This window comes from Desulfoluna sp. HI9BLuna (assembly GCF_056829775.1).
Map to the genome: position 1 here is coordinate 1,212,976 of NZ_CP186555.1, position 18,558 is coordinate 1,231,533.

The 18,558-nt window shown below is 59.2% G+C and carries 17 protein-coding genes and 1 pseudogene; 7 read left to right on the forward strand and 11 right to left on the reverse strand.

Going from position 1 to position 18,558, the window contains the following annotated elements; translation table 11 throughout:
• Positions 1-66 precede the first annotated feature (66 nt).
• The 3 genes from ACOYW0_RS04780 to ACOYW0_RS04790 all read right to left on the reverse strand — a co-directional run bounded on the left by ACOYW0_RS04780 (position 67) and on the right by ACOYW0_RS04790 (position 2,784).
• Positions 67-1,335, reverse strand: a complete 1,269-nt coding sequence (locus tag ACOYW0_RS04780) for a clostripain-related cysteine peptidase (RefSeq protein WP_482417413.1) — start codon at positions 1,333-1,335, stop codon at positions 67-69.
• A 26-nt stretch (positions 1,336-1,361) separates the two neighbouring features.
• Positions 1,362-1,940 carry a TetR/AcrR family transcriptional regulator gene (locus tag ACOYW0_RS04785; protein ID WP_482417414.1) on the reverse strand — a complete coding sequence of 193 codons (579 nt, stop codon included), beginning with the start codon at positions 1,938-1,940 and terminating at the stop codon, positions 1,362-1,364.
• Between the two features lie 88 nt (positions 1,941-2,028).
• The gene (locus ACOYW0_RS04790) at positions 2,029-2,784 is read right to left on the reverse strand and encodes a TerB family tellurite resistance protein (protein ID WP_482417415.1); all 756 of its coding nucleotides are present in this window, start codon (positions 2,782-2,784) and stop codon (positions 2,029-2,031) included.
• Positions 2,785-3,247: 463 nt separating this feature from the next.
• Here ACOYW0_RS04790 and ACOYW0_RS04795 point away from each other — a divergent pair, with 463 nt between their 5' ends.
• Together ACOYW0_RS04795 and ACOYW0_RS04800 are read left to right on the forward strand one after the other, a co-directional pair.
• Positions 3,248-3,964: a 16S rRNA (uracil(1498)-N(3))-methyltransferase gene (locus ACOYW0_RS04795; protein WP_482417416.1), complete on the forward strand. Its 717-nt coding sequence runs from the start codon at positions 3,248-3,250 to the stop codon at positions 3,962-3,964.
• A gap of 56 nt (positions 3,965-4,020) precedes the next feature.
• A complete protein-coding gene (locus tag ACOYW0_RS04800) occupies positions 4,021-4,545 on the forward strand; it encodes a YfcE family phosphodiesterase (RefSeq protein WP_482417417.1) in 525 nt (174 codons plus the stop codon).
• Between the two features lie 105 nt (positions 4,546-4,650).
• On the opposite strand, the gene ACOYW0_RS04805 is transcribed toward ACOYW0_RS04800, so the two are convergent.
• From ACOYW0_RS04805 to ACOYW0_RS04815, 3 genes are read right to left on the reverse strand one after another with little or no spacing between them, the layout of a single operon-like run.
• Complete coding sequence (locus ACOYW0_RS04805; protein WP_482417418.1) at positions 4,651-5,709, reverse strand: type IV pilus twitching motility protein PilT; 1,059 nt, start codon at positions 5,707-5,709, stop codon at positions 4,651-4,653.
• Positions 5,710-5,766: 57 nt separating this feature from the next.
• Positions 5,767-6,834: a type IV pilus twitching motility protein PilT gene (locus ACOYW0_RS04810; protein WP_482417419.1), complete on the reverse strand. Its 1,068-nt coding sequence runs from the start codon at positions 6,832-6,834 to the stop codon at positions 5,767-5,769.
• A gap of 19 nt (positions 6,835-6,853) precedes the next feature.
• Positions 6,854-7,315 (reverse strand): hypothetical protein, encoded by a 462-nt coding sequence (locus ACOYW0_RS04815; RefSeq protein ID WP_482417420.1) that lies wholly within the window; start codon positions 7,313-7,315, stop codon positions 6,854-6,856.
• A 244-nt stretch (positions 7,316-7,559) separates the two neighbouring features.
• Here ACOYW0_RS04815 and ACOYW0_RS04820 point away from each other — a divergent pair, with 244 nt between their 5' ends.
• Together ACOYW0_RS04820 and ACOYW0_RS04825 are read left to right on the forward strand one after the other, a co-directional pair.
• The gene (locus ACOYW0_RS04820) at positions 7,560-7,958 is read left to right on the forward strand and encodes an NUDIX hydrolase (RefSeq protein WP_482417421.1); all 399 of its coding nucleotides are present in this window, start codon (positions 7,560-7,562) and stop codon (positions 7,956-7,958) included.
• A 117-nt stretch (positions 7,959-8,075) separates the two neighbouring features.
• Entirely contained in the window at positions 8,076-9,419 is a 1,344-nt protein-coding gene (locus ACOYW0_RS04825; RefSeq protein WP_482417422.1) for a hypothetical protein, read from the forward strand.
• Positions 9,420-9,461: 42 nt separating this feature from the next.
• Here the strand turns inward: ACOYW0_RS04825 and ACOYW0_RS04830 are convergent, their stop codons facing one another.
• The 3 genes and pseudogenes from ACOYW0_RS04830 to ACOYW0_RS04840 form a co-directional block, all read right to left on the reverse strand.
• Positions 9,462-10,400, reverse strand: a complete 939-nt coding sequence (locus tag ACOYW0_RS04830) for an ABC transporter substrate-binding protein (protein ID WP_482417423.1) — start codon at positions 10,398-10,400, stop codon at positions 9,462-9,464.
• A 199-nt stretch (positions 10,401-10,599) separates the two neighbouring features.
• A pseudogene (locus ACOYW0_RS04835) lies at positions 10,600-11,849 on the reverse strand (IMP cyclohydrolase).
• Between the two features lie 81 nt (positions 11,850-11,930).
• Complete coding sequence (locus ACOYW0_RS04840) at positions 11,931-12,611, reverse strand: hypothetical protein (protein ID WP_482417424.1); 681 nt, start codon at positions 12,609-12,611, stop codon at positions 11,931-11,933.
• Between the two features lie 467 nt (positions 12,612-13,078).
• Between ACOYW0_RS04840 and ACOYW0_RS04845 the strand changes: the two genes are divergently transcribed.
• Genes ACOYW0_RS04845 through ACOYW0_RS04855 form a run of 3 tightly spaced genes read left to right on the forward strand, consistent with a single transcriptional unit; the run spans position 13,079 to position 14,846 of the window.
• Entirely contained in the window at positions 13,079-13,465 is a 387-nt protein-coding gene (locus ACOYW0_RS04845; protein ID WP_482417425.1) for a hypothetical protein, read from the forward strand.
• 17 nt (positions 13,466-13,482) lie between these two features.
• A complete protein-coding gene (locus ACOYW0_RS04850) occupies positions 13,483-14,187 on the forward strand; it encodes an MBL fold metallo-hydrolase (protein WP_482417426.1) in 705 nt (234 codons plus the stop codon).
• Positions 14,187-14,846: a hypothetical protein gene (locus ACOYW0_RS04855; protein ID WP_482417427.1), complete on the forward strand. Its 660-nt coding sequence runs from the start codon at positions 14,187-14,189 to the stop codon at positions 14,844-14,846. The genes ACOYW0_RS04850 and ACOYW0_RS04855 overlap by 1 nt, the downstream gene beginning before the upstream one ends.
• A 132-nt stretch (positions 14,847-14,978) precedes the next feature.
• Here the strand turns inward: ACOYW0_RS04855 and putP are convergent, their stop codons facing one another.
• Both putP and ACOYW0_RS04865 read right to left on the reverse strand, forming a co-directional pair.
• Positions 14,979-16,457 (reverse strand): sodium/proline symporter PutP, encoded by a 1,479-nt coding sequence (gene putP / locus ACOYW0_RS04860; protein ID WP_482417428.1) that lies wholly within the window; start codon positions 16,455-16,457, stop codon positions 14,979-14,981.
• Positions 16,458-16,664: 207 nt separating this feature from the next.
• Positions 16,665-18,161 carry an OmpP1/FadL family transporter gene (locus ACOYW0_RS04865; protein ID WP_482417429.1) on the reverse strand — a complete coding sequence of 499 codons (1,497 nt, stop codon included), beginning with the start codon at positions 18,159-18,161 and terminating at the stop codon, positions 16,665-16,667.
• Positions 18,162-18,558: the final 397 nt, after the last annotated feature.

The window sequence follows — 18,558 nt, forward strand, 5'->3', positions numbered from 1 at the left end:
TGCCGGGGCATCGCAAAGGCAAACAAGAGGTATTATAGCAACATCATCCCTCTTATCAAGACGTTATTAGGGCAAAGAGGCAATAAAGGCCGTCCATGGACCTGAGTCGCTGTGGGCGTCAAGGGCGTCGGCCCAGCGGATCTCCTCCACAAAGGCAAGGTGGGCGGGGGTATAAAGATGGTATTGGTTAGGGCGCCCGTCAAAGACGGGAAAATAGACGGAAAGACCGCAGGCCTTTTCCGGGTGCGTGGTGTCATTGTAAATCACCGCATCGGAAAGGGCTTCCCCCAGGGCATCCCGGGTCTCGACAGAGGCCCCGAGGACCTCGGCGAACTGGCGCAGGTCCACGCAGGTGTTGTCGTTGTAGGAAGCCGCTCGCAGGTACCGCGCCCCAATGACCGTATCGGAGTCAAAGGCCATCACCTCCGAGGCCAACTCATCCACCGCCGCCCCCAGGGGAGCCAGGGCCGTCAGGTCCACCACGGAAAGCCCCACGTCCATGCCCCCCACCCCGCTTGCCATATAGGTCTCCACAATGCATCGCCCCAGGGCCGCAGGGCTTTTCGACGAGGCGGGCAGTTGGGAAAAACGGGTCAACAGCCCGGTGTAATCCCAGCCGGAGGAGGGCACCAGCCCTTCGGACGCCACCATGAACCGGGCCCTGTCCTGAAGCTCCCACGCCACCTCCACCTCTGCCATCAGGCAGGCGTCAAATCCAAGCAGGCTAATCCCCTGCCCCTCAAGGGCTGAGGCCACCTCCTTCACGGAAAGGGCGTCATTGAAGCTGGTTTCGTCGGCGGCGATGAACTTGGTCCCCGGGGCCGCAATGTCCGATGCGGCAGGGGCCCAGCCGCTGCCGTGGTCCCAGAGAACCAAAGCCGTGTGATCGGCAGGGTACATCGCCTTCCCAAAGGCGACAAACCGCCGCAGGGTCTCGGCACTTCCCATGTTCAACTCGTCGTCCCCGTCCCCGCTGAGGCCAAGCCAGGTCGTGTCGGTGAGCCTTTTGGAGGCAATGGCCGAAGCATTGGCGTCGGGGCGTATCTCGTAAAGCCGCGTCTCCGACCAATTCCCCTGGTCCTGCACATAGCCGCTGCTGCGATCAAACAGAACAATGACGCGGGTATCCGGGCTTAAAGCCGCCGCTTCCATCTCGTTAAAATCAACCAGGGCATCGGCTTCCAGATTGTTATCGCCGTCCAGGTAAACCATCACGGTCCAGGAGGTCCCCCCCTCACCGTCGGAGCCGCTGCTGCCGCCACAGGCAGACATCAGCAGGGCCAGAAGGGCCACGCACACGACACGAACCGCACCCCACGTCCTGTATACGCTCAAAGTGGTTCCTCCGAAGGGGAGTTGAATCAGGCAAGCAAACCGTTCAAGATGAGATCAAAGGCGGTGTTCAGGTCACGCTGCGACGGGATATTGCCGGGCACAACATAGCGCTTGATCACCAGCATCACGTAAAAGGAATAGAGCAGTTCCGCAACCCCGGCCACCTCAAAGGGACGGAATTCGCCTGTGGCGATGCCCTCTTCAAGATAGGCCTGGAGAATGTGCCGCGAAGCCCGGTTGATCTCCTGAAAGCGATCTTCCGCTTCGATCAGCGGGAACAGGGCCTGATCATGACGGATCAGGTGACGCAGGACCGGGTCCGACGCCAGATAGCGGTACCCGGTGATGAAGTAGGTGTAGATCCTGGCCGCACAACTCTCCTCCTTGTCGGCCGCCTCCTTGGAGTTCTGCTGCCAGTTGCGAAGGGCCCAGGCCACGGCAGACTCGTAGAGGTCTTTCTTGCTCCTGGCATAAAGGTAGAGATTCCCCTTGGTCATGCCCAGGGCATCACCGATGTCTTCCACGGTGGTCTTCTTGAAACCGTACCGGGAAAAGAGCAGGAGAGCCGCCTCATACACCCGTTGTCGTTTCTCCTCTTTGCCCATCCCTTTCTCTTTCCTTTCCCCGGCCGCACATGCCGTGCTGGGCTGTCTTGAAACCGATCATCCGGCGCTTTGGGGGGTGCGCCGAGCCTCAGGCCATGCCCCGCTCTTTCTTCACATGCTCCCAGGCCTCCTGAATCTCGCGGAACTTCTCTTCTGCAAAGTGCGTAAATTCATCGGGAAGCCCCTTGGCTGCAATTTTATCCGGGTGATACTCGTTGACCAGCTTCCGGTACTGCTTTTTCACGAAGTCGTCGGAATCTCCCCGGTCGCACCCGAGCACGGAATGGTAGGTATCACTCTGGTCCACGTAGCGGGCCTTGAGTTTTAGATAGCCTTCAGAAGGGTAATTGAAAAGGTGCACCGCCGACAGAATCAGCTCCTCTTCCTGGGGGCTGAACTGGCCGTCGGCCGTGGAAACCCGGAGCATCACGTCCAGCATCACCTCAAGGAGGCGGGGCTGGTTCCGGAACGTGGCGTAAAACTGGCGGGCAAACCCCTCAAAGGGCTCAGGGGAGTTCACGGCTTCCCTGAAGATGTCGATGGCGATGTTGCGGCTCTCGCGATTCAGGTGGAGATCCTGGGTCATGAACTGGTCGATGGACTCGATCTCATCCCGGCTCACGCGACCGTCGGCCTTGGAGAGCTTGGCCAGCATGGAGAACGCCGCCACAAAAAAAGTCATCTGGGCCTCTTCGTTCCCCGAAAGCTCCCGACGTTCGTCCCGGTTGAGTTCACTGCCGTCTTTGTCAAAGGCGTGTCCGAACACCGCCCCGGCAACCGCACCCACCGGACCGCCCAGCGCAAATCCGATGGCACCGCCCACCACTTTTCCAAGCCAACCCATAATAACCTCTATGCCTCTTTTGTTCGTCTTCACGGCGCCGCATCAACGCGGGCCATTGATTTTCTTTGGACGGGGATCCCAAAGGCCCCGAATGATTTCGCACCCGCACAGAACATCTGCACAATGGTCTAAAGTAACACGCAATCAGGGGGTGTCAAGGCTCATTGCCGCCACCGAAAACGTCGCCACACAACCATGGGGCCCTCCCCGCACCCCACGTGCCCTTGCACAAACCCCATTGAAATCAAGGCGTCGACACCATTCCCCGCTGCCCGCCACGGGCTCTTCTCCGGGACCTTTGAAGGAAAAAACCGGACGGCGCAGGCCCCGCTTCCGGCCGCGGGACCGTTCCCGCCGGGCCACGGTACCTCGACAAGCTCTCACCATCGGTGCTACATAGAAAAAAACATGACACGCCCCTTTGGACAGTCAAGGGTGGCACAGACCCGATGGAATGAAACGGATGAACCTGATCCTTCTTTTTGATGACGATTTTCCCCACAAATCGGACACGGCACGACTCACCGGACGACGCCTCCGCCACGTCAGGGAGGTCCACCGGGCCGAAGTGGGGGACACCCTCACCGTGGGGCGCCTCAACGGCAGCCTGGGTACCGGTACGGTCCTCTCCCTCACCAAAGACGCCATGGAACTGGCCGTTGCCCTGGACGCACCGCCGCCGCCCCCCCTTCCCCTCACCCTGATCCTGGCCCTGCCGCGGCCCAAGGTCCTTAACCGGGTGATCATCGCTGCCACCAGCATGGGGGTGAAACGCCTGGTCCTGCTCAACGCCGTCCGGGTGGAAAAGAGTTTCTGGCAGAGCCCCCGTCTCGCCGAGGAGAACCTCCTCGCCCAGCGTGTCCTCGGCCTGGAGCAGGCAAAGGACACCCGACTGCCGGAGATCCTTCTGAAAAAACGGTTCAAGCCCTTTGTGGAAGACGAGCTGCCGGCCCTGGCCCACGGCACGGAAAAGCTGGCGGCCCACCCCTACGATGCCGTGCCCTGCCCCGTGCGGGCAAAAGGCCCCGTCACCCTGGCCGTGGGACCGGAAGGAGGGTTTATCCCCTATGAAATGGAAAAACTGAAAGAAGCAGGGTTCCAGGCCGTCTCCATGGGGGAGCGCATCCTGAGGGTTGAATCGGCCATTCCGGCCCTTCTGTCTCGCCTGTACCCTTGTTAGCACCGGATACCCGATATTTATTCGCAACTCAATGACTTCAATGAACAGGACCCGCCATGCCCCAGCAGCTGATCATCACGGCCGACATCCACGGCCACCTGCCCACCTGGCGCCGTATCGCGGCCCAGCTTAACCCCGGCGACGGCCTGGCCGTGGCAGGGGACCTCTTTGACACGGTCTACGGAAAAAGCCACCCGGACTACGACCCGGACACCATCCTGAAAGAGTTCAAGGCCCTTGCCGGCCCCACCTGGTATGTCTGCGGCAACTGCGACCACCCGGACACCCTCTCGGGAGACCTGACCACCGCCTTCTCCTGGGAAGGGACCACCCTGCTCCTGGCCCACGGCCACCGCCACCTGCCGGATCTCACCGACTACGACATCGTGGTCCAGGGCCACACCCACGTCTCCCGCCTGGACACCCTCATGGGCAAGGTGTTCCTCAACCCCGGCTCTCCGGCCCGCCCCAGGGGCGGCCACCAGGGGTTTGCCCGGCTCACGGGCACCCGCCTCGAACTGGTGGACCTGGCCACAGGCAAGGTGGTGGACCACCTCGACCTTCCCCGTCTGGGCGAATAGCCTTTCCCAAAGCGCAAGGGCCTTCGGCTCGGGCTTCGCCCGACATAAACGTTGATGGTTTGATATATTACAGAGACTGTTAAGGATACCGCCGTTGTATGCGACTTACGCGTGTTTCAGGGCCTCGAAAAGAGATTTATCCATGGCCTTTTCGTAGGCGGCAGCCCCGGTGATCTTCTTGACCTTCACCAGCTCCATGAGGTGCTGATCCATGGACTGCATGCCCTGGGAGGTGCCTGTCTGGATCATGGAGTTGATCTGGGCGATCTTGCCGCTTCGGATGACGCTGGCAAGGGCTGTGGAGCCCAGAAGGATCTCGTTGGCCGCACAACGGCCCGTGCCGTCGGCGGTTTTGAGGAGCTGCTGGGCGATAACTGCCCTCAGGGATTCGGAGAACATGGTGCGCACCTGCTCCTGCTGGTCCGCGGGAAAGGCGTTGATCACACGGTCCACGGTCTTGGAGGCGCTGTTGGTGTGAAGGGTACCGAACACCAGGATCCCCAGTTCGGCGCAGGTCAGGGCCAGGCTGATGGTCTCCCGGTCACGCATCTCCCCCACCAGGATGATGTCCGGGTCCTCGCGACCCGCCACCTTCAGGGCATCGGCAAAACTTGACGCGTGGGAGCCGATCTCCCGCTGGGTAAAGATGCACCGGCGGTTCTGGTGCACGAATTCCAGGGGGTCCTCAATGGTGATGATGTGGGCTTCCCTGTTCTTGTTGATGTAGTCGATCATGGCGGCAAGGGTGGTGGATTTGCCGCTGCCCGTGGGGCCCGTTACCAGGACCAGGCCCTTGGGAAAATCCGCGATGGTCTTGAGCACCTCGGGCAGGCCGAGGTCTTCCAGGGTGAGGATCTCGGTGGGGATCATCCGGAACACCGCGCCGGGCCCGTTGTGATGATAGAAAAAGTTGCACCGGAACCGGCCCACACCGTCCAGCTCATAGGCCATGTCCAAATCCAGGTTGGCCTCGAACTCCTTCTGCTTGTCGCCGGGAAGGATCTCAAAGAGCACCTCGGTCATCCGCTCCCGGTCCAGGGCCGGGTGGCCGGTTTCCAGCAGCTCCCCTTTCAATCGAAGCATAGGCGGGCGCCCCACCACCATGTGAAGATCGCTGGCCCCTTTTTCCATCAGCTCCGTAAAATAGGTATCAATAACCGCCACAACCCCTCCTGCCGACGGCTCCGGCCGTCCGTATCCGTTCCATGGTCACTCCTTTCATCACGTTGCCGCCCCGGCCTTGAGCCTTCGCTGCAGGGTTTCGGACTCCACATGGGTCAGGGCCGTCTCCACACTGATGAGGCCCTGATCCAGAAGCTCGGTCACCGACTCATCCATCAGCTTCATGCCCAGGCCCTTGCCCGTCTGCATGAGGTTGGGAATCTGGAACACCTTGGAGTCCCGGATCAGGCCCGCCACCGGCAGGTTCACGATGAGGATCTCAGAGGCCATGAGCATGCGGTCTTCCGTGTCCGAGGCGATGAGCTTCTGGGTCACCACGGCTTTGAGGGTCTCAGCCAGGGTGGCCCGGATCTGGGACTGCTCCCCGGGGGGATAGGAGTCGATGATGCGATCCACGGTTTTGGGGGCGTTGGTGGTGGAGAGGGTCCCGATGACAAGGTGCCCGGTCTCGGCGGCGCTGATGGCAAGGGACATGGTCTCCAGATCCCGAAGCTCGCCGATGACAATGACGTCCGGGTCCTCCCTCAGGGCCCCTTTCAGAGCGTTGAGGTAGGAGTGGGTGTCGCGGCCCACCTGCCTCTGGTTCACCACCCCCTTTTTCTTGGGATGGACAAACTCAATGGGGTCTTCCACGGTGAGGATGTGATGGGCCCTGCGCCCGTTGATGAAATCCACCATGGCGGCCAGGGTGGTGGTCTTGCCCATGCCCGTGGCCCCGGTGACCAGGATCAGCCCCTGGTGCTGGTCCAGGACCTTGGCCACCACCTCGGGAAGCCCGGTGTCGGAAAGGGAGGGGATGGATGGAGGAATGACGCGGAACGCCGCACTCAGTCCCCGGTTGTGGGCCATGGCGCTTCCCCTGAAGCGGCCGAGGCCCTTGATCTCGTATGAAAAATCAAGCTGGTTTTCCCGGGCCAGGCGGCCCTTTTCCTCCTCGGAGAGGAGCTCGGTGATGAGCCGCCGCGTCTGATCCGGGGTGAGCCTGGGGGTACGGGTCTTCACCAGCCCCCCTTTTTTGCGCAGGATGATGGGCTCTCCCGGCACCACGTGCACGTCCGAGGCCCGCAGGTTGACACCGGCCTGAAACACCTTATCCAATTCTGCCATGAAAAACCTCCGGGTCCCTTTACGCGTCTTCGTCGGGAATAACCCAGAGATACTGGGTGGTGGAAACAAACACAATGGAACGGACGGTCTCTCCGTCCACAGCAACGTTGGACACCTCGGTGAACATGTCCGTATTCTTCAGAAAATAGTCGGAGACGCGGTCGTACCCGGTGATGTCGATCTCTCCGCTCACCACCTGGCCGTTGGTCATCTTCATCTTCATCTTCCGGTAGATGGCCACCTTTCTTTCGGAAAGGTCCCCGTTTCTCACCTCCACCCAGAGGATGTGTTTCTTGGGAACGATCATGGGGCGGCGGCTCTCGTCCTCCCCGTTGACGGCTTCGTACATCACGATGTCGGACTCGTTGTCCAAAAGAAAGGTCCGGATGTCCCGACCCACAATATTCACCAGCCCGTCAAGCTGGCTGTTGTTGGAAAGGCACAAGGTGATTTCACAGTCTTTTTTCGGGTAGATGCCCATACGCGCTCCTTCCTGGCGAGCAGAACCGGCCGCGCCGTCGCACTGCCCGGCCCGGTTATCAATCCGTTCACGGTAGAGGTCCACTTGGTTGCCACTACCACCCTTATCGTCTCAACCACGGTGAAGATTGACCCTTTTTTTCCGTCTTGTAATATCCCGATAAACCTTATAAATATAGGCTGTATCAAAAAAAATTGTCAATTGTTAAACAATTGTTTTCACCTATTTATCATTGGGAATTCACATGAAACCAGAGGGAACCAGTATCCTGCTCATCAACCCCGGGGACAAGGTACTGCTCATGCTCAGGGACGACCTGCCTCACCTGCCCTGTCCCAATATGTGGGACCTTCCCGGGGGCCATGTGGAGGCAGGGGAAACCCCGGAGGCCTGCATCCGCCGGGAGCTCATGGAAGAGCTGGGGTTCTGCCCCGAAACCATACGGCCTTTCGGGGTCTACGACTTCCCGGACCGCCTGGAATACGTCTTCACCGCCAGGGCCGACTTCGACCCGGAAACCGTGGACCTCACCGAGGGCCAGAAGATCGCCTGGTTCAGCCTTGAAGAGGCCGACGCCCTGGACCTGGCCTTCGGTTTCAACCTGGTGATCACCCATTGGGCGGAGAAGCGGGCCGTCGATTGACACCTTGGGACAAAATACACTAAAATGCGCCGATACAATTGCCGATACTATTAGGGCGGGTGATTGATCATCTCCTGACATCAGCAAATCCATCAGTTGCCACCCCACGGAGAAGGCATGGCCGACGAGAAGCGATACAGTGTGGAAGAGGCTGCAAAGGAGCTCGGAACAGGGGTTTCCACCCTTCTCCTGTGGAAACACATCTACAGCGAGTTCCTCTCCGCAACCGGGGACGCGGGAGACGACACCCTCAGCCGCGACGACATCCACCTTTTTACCTACATTTCCGAATGCACCGAGTCGGGCCTCACCCGTGAGGAGATCCGCCTGGCCTTAAGAAACAGGGCCGCAGGAAAGGGTCCCCTCTTCTCCCGCAGCGCGTTTCGACACGACGACGATGACGACATCCTCGCCCTATTAGACGACGACAACCCCACGCCGGCACTTCTCGCAAGGCTGGTCATCCAGCAGCGCCGCCTGGCTGAAGCCGAAGAGCGCAAAGCCTCGGCCATGGAACGCCGCATTGCCGTGGAAGAGGAGAAATCGCGCAGTCTGGCGGCCATCCTCAACACCCTGCAAACATCGGGTATCCCCCTGGCCGCCATGGCAGGCCAGGCCCCTCAGCCTTCGCCCGAACCGCCGGCCCCGGAGCCCCCGGCAGAAATTTCCCCCGCCCCCGAGGCGCCTGGGATCCCCCCCGAGAGCCCGGCGCAGGCAACGCCCCCCCCCTCCCCGGATAACATCGACACCCTTTCCGAGGAACCGCCTTCCGGTGAAGACACGGACGACCTCTGGGGCCTCGTAAACGACGAGCCGCCAAAGCCATCCCCTGTCATGGAGATGGACAACCTCTGGGATCTGGTGGAGACCCCTGAAGACCAAAAGCCGGACGACCTCTGGAGCCTGGTGGATGTCCCTGCCGAGGAGAAACCCGACGACCTCTGGGCTCTGGTGGACGAATCGCCCGCCGGAAATACCGACGGGGAGATGGACAATCTCTGGGACCTGGTGGACGAAAATCCGTCACCGGAACCCGCCAAAAAGCCCATGAGCGACACGGGCCTGGACGACCTCTGGACATCGGACGAGCCCCCGGCCCATGAACCATCGGCGTCTCCTGCCCCCACAAGCGTCCCCCACGAAGAGATGGACAACCTCTGGGACCTGGTGGACACGCCGCCCCAACAGACTGAACCTGCACCAAGCCAACCCCGGCAGGCAGCCCGCACAGCCCCTGCGGCAGCCGAGGAACACGCCCCACTGCCCTCGGACCCCGAGGCCTACAAAGATTTTATCTTAAAGGAAATCATCGGCATGAAACGCCGGGAAGGGTTGTCCGCCGCCCAGGTGGCTGAGCGGCTCAACAAAGAGGAGCGGCCCACCTTCAGCGGAAAAGGCTCCTGGGGAACCCGTACCATCGAAGGCATCTTCCGCATCATCGAAAAGGCCGGCCCCGCATAACCCATGACCACGGGTTGCGGGGCGTAAAAAAAGGTCCGGTCTCTACCTGGCCCCTGCATCCAAGGCAAACCGGGTGTCCACGAACTTATCCAGATCGATCTTGTCCGTCAGAATCCCCATCTCATCTTTCATGTAATCCTGAATTTTCGCCAGGTCGTCGATGACCGGGAAGAGTTCGTCCGTAGAGATACGCTCCTTGGGCTCGGTGAGGACCTTGTAAATCAAATCGCTGTTCTGTCCCAGGAAATCGGCGCCAATGATGGAGGCGGGCTTGGGCTGGGCCTCCACGGCCATGCCGGAGCGCACCAGGCTGCGAGTCAGCTCATGGACGGCATCCGGGTTCTTTTCGATCACTTCGTCGCGCATCACCAGCACGCAGCAGGGGTGCTTGGGCCAGAGATCGCATGAAAGGTGAATGGCTTCCCCGTTGCCGCTGTTGATCACCTTGGTGCCGATGGGCTCGGCCACGATGAACCCGGCGATCTCCCCGTCTTCATCCAGGTCGATGGCATCGGGCATCTGAAAAGGCGCCACCACCTCCAGGAAGACGTCGGCTTTTTTGTCCCGGGTGGTGCCGGGGTTGAGCCCCTTCTCCTTAAGGAGACGGTGAAACAGCATGTTATGCACCGAAAGCTGGTAGGGGATCAGGACCACCTTTCCGGCAAAGTCTTCGATGCGCTGGATTCCCGCACGGCGGCTCTTCACCAGGATGCTGCCCGATTTGTGGGTAAACAGGATCAGCTTGATGCCCACCCCGGACTTGTAAATGTCCATGGCCGTGGGGGCAAGGATAAAGGCACCGTCAAGGGCCCCGGTGGCCAGGTCGTCGGCCACCTCGTTCCACCCGTTTTTCAACACCGGCTGGAGGGAGCAATGCTTGAAGGTCTCCATTCCCTTTTTCAACTTGAGATCCGTGACACCCAGAATCAGGTGATCGGTAATCCGCAGGTGACCAATCTTCAACACAGGCTTGTCCGTCATACACACACCGCTTAAAACACCAGATGGGTTACCAGGTCCCCTTTTGTAAACCACTGTTTCCCAAAAGGGCCTGAAACACGCCTCCAACTGGCATTGGAGGCGTGCCGCCGGTCATCTCCGGTGCGTCACCCCACCGGAACATACGTTGTTGATGCCCCTTGCAGTCTGCAAGGGCGCATCGGTTCAAGACCAGTCGGAATCAGTGCTTGAAGCTCCGCTGGCCGGTGTAGACCATGGTGGCGCCGTATTCGTTGCACGCCTCAATGGACTGGTAGTCGTTCATGGATCCCCCGGAGTGGACGATGGCGCTGGCCCCCTCGCGGAGGCCCACGTCGGCGCCGTCACGGAAGGGGAAGAAGGCATCGCTCACCATGGTGGCACCCTTGATGCCGCCGTTCTCAGCCTTGACCCTGGCATCGATCTCCGCTTTCTTGTCGGCGTCCGTAAGGTCAACGTACCCCACGCCATAGGTCTCGAAGGCGTAACGGTCGGCAAGTTTTTTGTACGCCTTGTCCACGGCGATCTCGGCAACCCCCACGCGATCCTGCTCACCGGTGCCGATGCCCACGGTCACCTGGTCCTTGACGTAGATCACGGAGTTGGAGGTGATGCCGGATTCCACCAGCCAGCCGAAGAGCATGTCTTCGTACTCGGCGTCGGTGGGCTCCCGGTCGATGGTGTACAGGGTCCCCTTGTACTCGCACTGGGCAAGCTTGAGGTCCTTGCGCGTCCTGGCCTCGGGCACGTAGGAGAGCTGGGTGATGATCCCCCCGTCCATGAGGCTTTTAAAATCCACAACGCGCTCTCCCACATAGCTCTGGAGGCGGTCCATGTTGCCGATGCGGATCACCCGGAGGTTCTTGCGCGCGGACAGGATCTCCAGGCTCCCCTCTTCAAAATCGGGGGCCACAACCACTTCGGCGTACTGGTTGCTGATGGCCTCGGCCGTGGCCTTGTCCACGCTGCGGTTCAGGGCGATGCACCCCCCGAAGGCCGCGATGCGGTCGGCCATGTAGGCCTTGGCGTAGGCCTCTTCCAGGGAAGCGGCCCGGCCGCGCCGCAGGGGTTGTTGTGCTTCACGATGACCGCCGTGGGGGTATCGGTGAAGTAACGCAGGATGTTCAGGGCGTTGTCGGCATCGGTGAGGTTGGTCTTGCCGGGATGCTTCCCGGACTGAAGGAGCTCAATGTCCGAGGCAAGGTAACGCCCCGGCGCGATGGTCTGGGTCTCCCCCACCACCAGGTTGCCATTGGCCAGGCGGTACAGCGCAGCTTCCTGACCCGGGTTTTCACCGTATCGCAGCCCTTTTTTGACCTGGTCGATGGTCCAGGCCACTTTCTCGTAAAAGAGGGTCTGGCGGTTGTCGCCGTCCACAAAGGATATCTCCATGGCCGGAGCAAAGTGGTCGTCCATGATGGTTCGGTACATCTTTTTCAGATCGTCTGCCATGTGCTTTTCTCCCCCCGAAAGGGCCCCTCTGCAGCCTGTCAGAAAAGCCGCCGCGGGTCCTGTCGGGTCCGGATAGGGTGTTTAGGATGCGCTGTAACACCCCGACACGCTCTGCGGGGCCTGTGCTGCGAGATAATCGGCAATGTGCCGGTCGTAGGTGGCGGTATGCTCAAAAGCCTTGGTCGCCAGCTCGTACCTTAAGGACAGGTCTGTTGCCCCGTCATTGGCCTCCAGAGCCGCCACAACGGCCCCGTAATCCGAGGGATTCACCACCGAGGCCACCCGAAGGTAGTTCTTGGCAGAGGCCCTGACCATGGTGGGACCGCCGATGTCGATGTTGCTGCGGGCCTCCTCCACGGTAACCCCTTCTTTGGCCACGGTGGCCTCAAAGGGATAAAGGTTCACAACTACCATATCTATCGGAACTGCGGCGGTTCTCTTTAAGTCTTCCTGATGAGAATCGTTGTATGTTTCCGTCAGGATTCCGAGATAGATTTTGAAATCAAGGGTTTTGACGAGTCCGCCCTGGGTCTCGGGCTGGCCCGTGTAGTCCGACACCTGCACCAGGTGCTTTGCCGCGGCATCGCCCAGGATCTTTTCGATGGCCCCGAAGGTACCGCCCGTTGAAAAAATACGAATGGACGGGTTGCCCCGCACCAGGGCGGGAACCAGGGTGTCCAGTCCCGTTTTATCCGACACGCTGATCAGCACATGATCGACCTTCACCCGGTCGTCAATGCGATCCACAATATTCATCCCCATAGTGTGCTGTCCTGTTTTTTTGTGGTGGTATTTTCTTAGATGAACGGCCGGCGCCCCGACTGTCCGTTATGGTCTCCGCGCCCCTGACGGCCCGTGGCCCCCCAGCTGCGGCAGGTGCGCAATAGTAAAACAGCCCATGGCAAAGATCAAGGTGCATTCCGGACGGGGCAGTGCACGAAAATCACCGTGCTTTCGGCCGTTGCAGGGTCTGTGAGGTTTCAGGGAAACCCGTAAATCCCACGCGGCCCCACAGCACAAAAAATCAATGATAACACCCCAAATCATGCCCTCCGACCCATCGCACATGCCCCCGAGCCGAATCGGAAGGAGACCTGCCTTGCCTTGACTTTTCATGGAATCAGCTTAGTTTTAGGGGCATCACCGCCGGGAATCAAGCGGATCAAACCCGACGCACCCGCCAAGGCAACGAGGCGTCGTCATGTTGACTTTCAACCGGAGGACTTTCCATGAGCACCCTTACCGTGAAAAACTTTGCCGCCTGCACCCACGAAGACGTGGCCAACGCGGTCCTCACCCTTGCTGCGCCCCTGTGTGCCGCCTGCGACGACGACGCCATGAAGCACCACCTCATCTCCCTGGCCGTCACCGGCTGGAACCTCTCCCTCTTTGAAAGCCGGGAGAAAGAAGGGTACAGGTCCCAGGTGGAAGAACGCCTCCCCGCACAGCTCCCCGCAGAGCAGAAGGAGGTCTTCGTCCGCGTTGTTCTGGATCTCATCACTGCCAAACAGTCCAGGTACCCCGCCATGATGAAGGGCATCAAATCCTGGGACCTCCGCACGGACAACGGCGAGCTCACACTCTCGGTGGAGGCCCTGCCCGTCAAACCCGTTTAACCCTCTGGGAGGACATCATGCTCACCCTCACCCAGTTCCGCTACAGCGCCGACAATTTTTCCTATGTGGTCAGCGGCCCCACGTCCGCCGTGGCCATTGATCCCGGAGCCGTGGACGAGATCCTGGCCTTTGTCGACGCCCGGGGTCTTGACCTCACCCACGTCATCAACACCCACACCCATCCGGACCACACCGTGGGCAACACCCCACTGATCCTGCGCTCTAAGGCCACCCACCTGGACATCCCCACCCTTCGCAGGCAGGGGCGGCTGGAGATCGACGGGGAACCCCTTTTCGTCCATTACACCCCGGGCCACATGGACGACTGCCTCACCTTTGAGATCAAGGGACGCCTCATCACAGGAGACACCCTCTTCAACGGCACGGTGGGGACCTGCTTTTCCGGGGACATGGAGAGCTTCTACCGTTCCGTCACCTTCCTGCTCACCTTCCCGGACGACACGAAAATCTACGCAGGCCACGACTATGTTCAGGAATCCATGGCCTTTGCCCGCATCATCGAGCCGGAAAATGAGAAGGAAATCGCCCGCTACCTTACCCTCTACGACCCGGCCCACGTGGTCTCCACCCTGGGCGACGAAAAACGGGCCAACCCCTTCCTGCGGTTCAACGAACCCAACCTTGTGAAGACCATGAAACAAAGGGACCTTCCCGTGGCCACCGAGCGGGACCGGTGGCATTCCGTAATGGAGCTGTACTGATGGACACACGCAACGAAACGATCACCGACCCCGGGCTGTGGAACGAAAAAGCCGTCGCCGTAACCGTCAAAGCCACAAAAATGCTCTGGGGCAAGCACAATGAATCGATTCAGGCCTGGCTCTTTGAATCGGGCTTTGCCATTAAAACCCTGAAAGAGGCCTTCATCGGCTGGCAGGTGAGGAACACGAGAAGGCCCGCAGACTCCTGGGGCACCCAAGGCGTGGACAAAATCCTTCTCCCCGAAGGGCTCACCATCCCTGTGATCCGGGACAAGGAGCTCAAACGCGTCGTCATCTACCGCATGGGCCACGGCCACGACGGGGAGTACCATACCGTCGAAGGCAGCGATGCCGTCCCCCTGGTCCTTTCCGGCACCACCCGCCGCACCGTGCTGGTGCGCAGGGAACTCGACGCCCTTCTGCTCCATCAGGAACTGAACAACGAATGGACCGTGGTGGCCTCGGGGGACCTCCCCCAAGGCGCCCTTGCCACCGCCCTCCAAGGGGCCGAAGAGCTCCGCGTCCTCGCCATGGACAGCGACGCAGAGGCCCTTTCGCCAGTGGAGACGGCCACCCCCGTCCCCGTAAAGGGGACAAGCCTCGTGGAACTGGCCCGTAAGGGCCTGCTGGCAGACACCCTGGCCTCGGTCTTTGAATAAGGGCTATGCCCTAAAATAATAGTAACCATTCAGATCAAAAAAGCCTGCCTGCACAAACACAAAAGCCGTGACCGGTCATAAACACATGACCGGTCACGGCTTTTTTACACTGCAAGTCCCTTGTGGAGGCCTTTAAATGGTGTTGTTCACCGCATCGAACTCCGCCTGGATCTCGTGGGCGGGCTCTCTGTCCATGAGGCTCACCGCCACGATCACAACAATGGAGACCAGAAAACCCGGCACGATCTCATAAAGATCAAACAACCCCAGAAATCCCCCCGTAAGCTGCTTCCAGACGATCACGGTCACCCCGCCCGCCACGATACCGGCCAGCGCCCCGTTGCGGGTCATGCGCTTCCAGTAAAGCGACAGAAGAATGATGGGGCCGAAGGTGGCACCGAATCCGGCCCAGGCATAGGAGACAAGGCCCAGCACGGAGCTGTCGGGGTTCCGGGCAAACATCCAGGCAAACACCGCCACCAGCATTACAGCACATCGGCTCACCCACACAAGCTCGGCGTCCGAGGCCTCTTTTCGAAACAGCACCTTGTAAAAATCCTCGGTCAGGGCAGATGAGGTCACCAGGAGCTGGGAGTCGGCGGTACTCATGATGGCGGCAAGGATCGCGGCCAGGAACACCCCGGCAAGGACCGTGGGCACCAGCTGATCCACCATCACCATGAAGATTTTCTCCTGGTCTCCGGCGGCCAGGGGAACGTCCAGGCAGACCAGGCCCACAAGGCCCACCACCACGGCAAAGGAGAGGCTGGCCACCACCCAGAGCATGGCAATGGTCTTGGCCTTGCGGATCTCGGCGGTGGTGCGGATGGCCATGAACCGGGCCAGGATATGGGGCTGACCGAAATAGCCCAGACCCCATGCGGCAAGGGAGATAACGGACATCACGGCCAGGGGCGCCCCTTTGGTGTCCGTGAAGATGCTTAAAAAGGCGGGGTTGATGGAGCGGATCCCGTCCAGGGTGGTGGCAAGCCCTCCGGCCTTGATGATGCCCAGGGTGGGCACCACGATGATGGCCACGATCATGATCATGCCCTGGAAAAAATCGGTCCAGCTCACCGCCATGAACCCGCCCAGGAAAGTGTAGGAGATGATCACCGCCACCCCGATAAGAAGGGCCGAGTTATAGCTGAGCCCGAAGACGGTGCTGAAGAGCTTGGCCCCGGCCACAAAGCCGGAGGCTGTGTAGATCAGGAAAAAGATCAGGATAAAGATTGCTGAAATGATCCGCAGCAGGTGCGAGGTGTCCCGGAACCGGTTCTCAAAATAGTCGGGCAGGGTGATGGAGTCACCGGACATCTCCGTGTAGTTCCGCAGCCGCTCGGCCACGAACTTCCAGTTCAGCCAGGTCCCCATGGCAAGGCCAAAGGCAATCCAGAAGGATTCGAGCCCCGCCACGTAAGCATACCCCGGCAGGCCCAGAAGGAGCCAGCCGCTCATGTCCGAGGCCTGGGCGCTCATGGCCCCCACCCAGCTGTTGAGGCCCCTGCCCCCCAGGATATAATCCGAGAGGGTCTTTGTCCTGCCGTAATACACCCAACCGATCCCCACCATGAATATCAGGTAGAGGACAAACGAAATCAAAATCGACACACTACTGTCCTGCATACGTCCTACTTTCCGCTCCCCATGATTCATACACACAAAAAAACCGGCGTTGCGCCGGTTTTTACGAACAACCCGTGGTTTTTATCAGAACGGCCCGGTCTTTTCAACTCCGGGCCCATGGACGCAAAAAGGCCGCCCCGGGCGGGAGCGGCCTTTTTTACCCCAAAGCAATGGGGAACGATCAAACGCGCCTTAGAAGGTGTAGGTCAGGGTCATGCCTGCGCCCCAGAGGATGCCTTCGTTTTCGCAGTACACTTGAGCAGGGGCACCATAGGCTGCAGTGTAATTTTTATTAAGCTCGGTACTTCCACCTGTCGTGGAACGCTTCGACGTCGAAATCACGTGTTGGACGACAGCATCAATATTCCATCGTTCATTGATCTGCCATCCCATACCAAGGGTATAGACGTTGCGATCCGTGTCAGGCCAGCCAAACTCAAAGGTCTCATCGGGAACGGGTGAGGGGTCGTAGGTGTAACCGGCACGAAAGACGAACGCCTCAGTGGCCTGGTAAGAAATCCCCAGCTTGTATGCGGTGGTATCTTCCCAGTCACGCTCATGCTCAAAGGTTTTCTCAATAGTTGAAGACCCCACCAGACCGACATAAGCGTCAGGCACATTGATAACGGCATGCTCATCCTGATTCTCGTTGATACTCCATCGGGTCCAGGTAACATCGGCCTCAACCGAAAACTTATTACTGGGCATCCAGCGAATACCTGCCTGAACCTGCTCGGGATGATCATACTCCATCGTGACGGTACCATCCAGATCCTGCGTCCCACCCATGGCACCAGAGATCATCACATCCCCTTCGAAATCGCCATCGGAACGACCTCGGTAGGTCAGGCCCATGGAGAGCTGCTCAATGGGGCGATACATAAGCCCAACATTGAAAGAATAGTTAAAATCATCGGTGGTTTCCATTTTCATGTGAGCGCCATTAAGAAGCGTAGCCGACATTGCCAGCTCTTTAGCCTTCTCCACATCACCGGTGAATTTAGCTGCATTCACTACTGCCTGCCCTAAGGCCACTTCAGGTTCAAGCGTCCCTCCCGCTTTTATATTTATGGCAGTTGCATCGAAATCATCGCTGTATTCCATGGTCTTTCCAGCTTCAGAGATTGAGCGGCCAAGGCTCACCCCAACCCCCACTGAAAACTTATCAGAAACCTTGTAGGACAAGGTCGGGGATACAGCTACACGCCCGTAGTAAGATTCCCAGGCGTAGGCACTGGACGGAGATTTTGCAGGATCCTTATCCCAAGTAACATGAAGACCGTAAGGGGTATACGCAGCCACACCAAGAGTAAGACTATCGGTCACCGGCATGGCAAAGCCCAGGGACGGGCTGACGATGTGCATGGTATCGGAGTCATAATCCGATGGCGCGCCATCCAAAGTAGGGTTGGACCCCTGCGATACCACATTCCAGTCAGACACCTCAATCTTGGCGTTGTAGTACATGGCACCCGCCGATATGGTGGGCTTTTCAATGAGCGAAAGCCCCGCCGGGTTGTAGTAAGCCGCAAACACGTTGTCGCAGTAGGCCGACACGGCGCCCGCCTGGGCCGTGTTCATGGCGCCGATCCCCATGGTTTCGACGTTGGCTGCATAGGCCGACGACGCACTCAGCACCACCGCTGCAAGGACCACCAATCCTTTTTTCACCATTTTTTCCACCTTCATACTTCTCTCCCAAAAAGTTTGTTGTTACCTATATTGTCACCGGTTGTCAGGAGCTAACTAAGTTCACCACAAGCAACCGCGAGTCAATCCACCAGAACAGGAAACTAACTTTTTTTGCACGATTGGAGAGATAGTAGAGACCGTGAAAACCACTTGTCAACTGCAAACGGCATTTACACTCTAAAATTAGAATCACAATTCCATGCGCCGGATTAATACCTTGTTAAAACTCGTATTTTACAATACCGTCGTTTCATGTATGATCCAGCAATCACTTCAAGAAACAGAGTTCTCAAATTGTATCGGCATTTTTTTAGTATACAATTGAATTTTTCCGAGCAGAGCACCAGGTTGTACACCGAAAAAAGAACACCCCCAAAGACAACCAATGCCAACA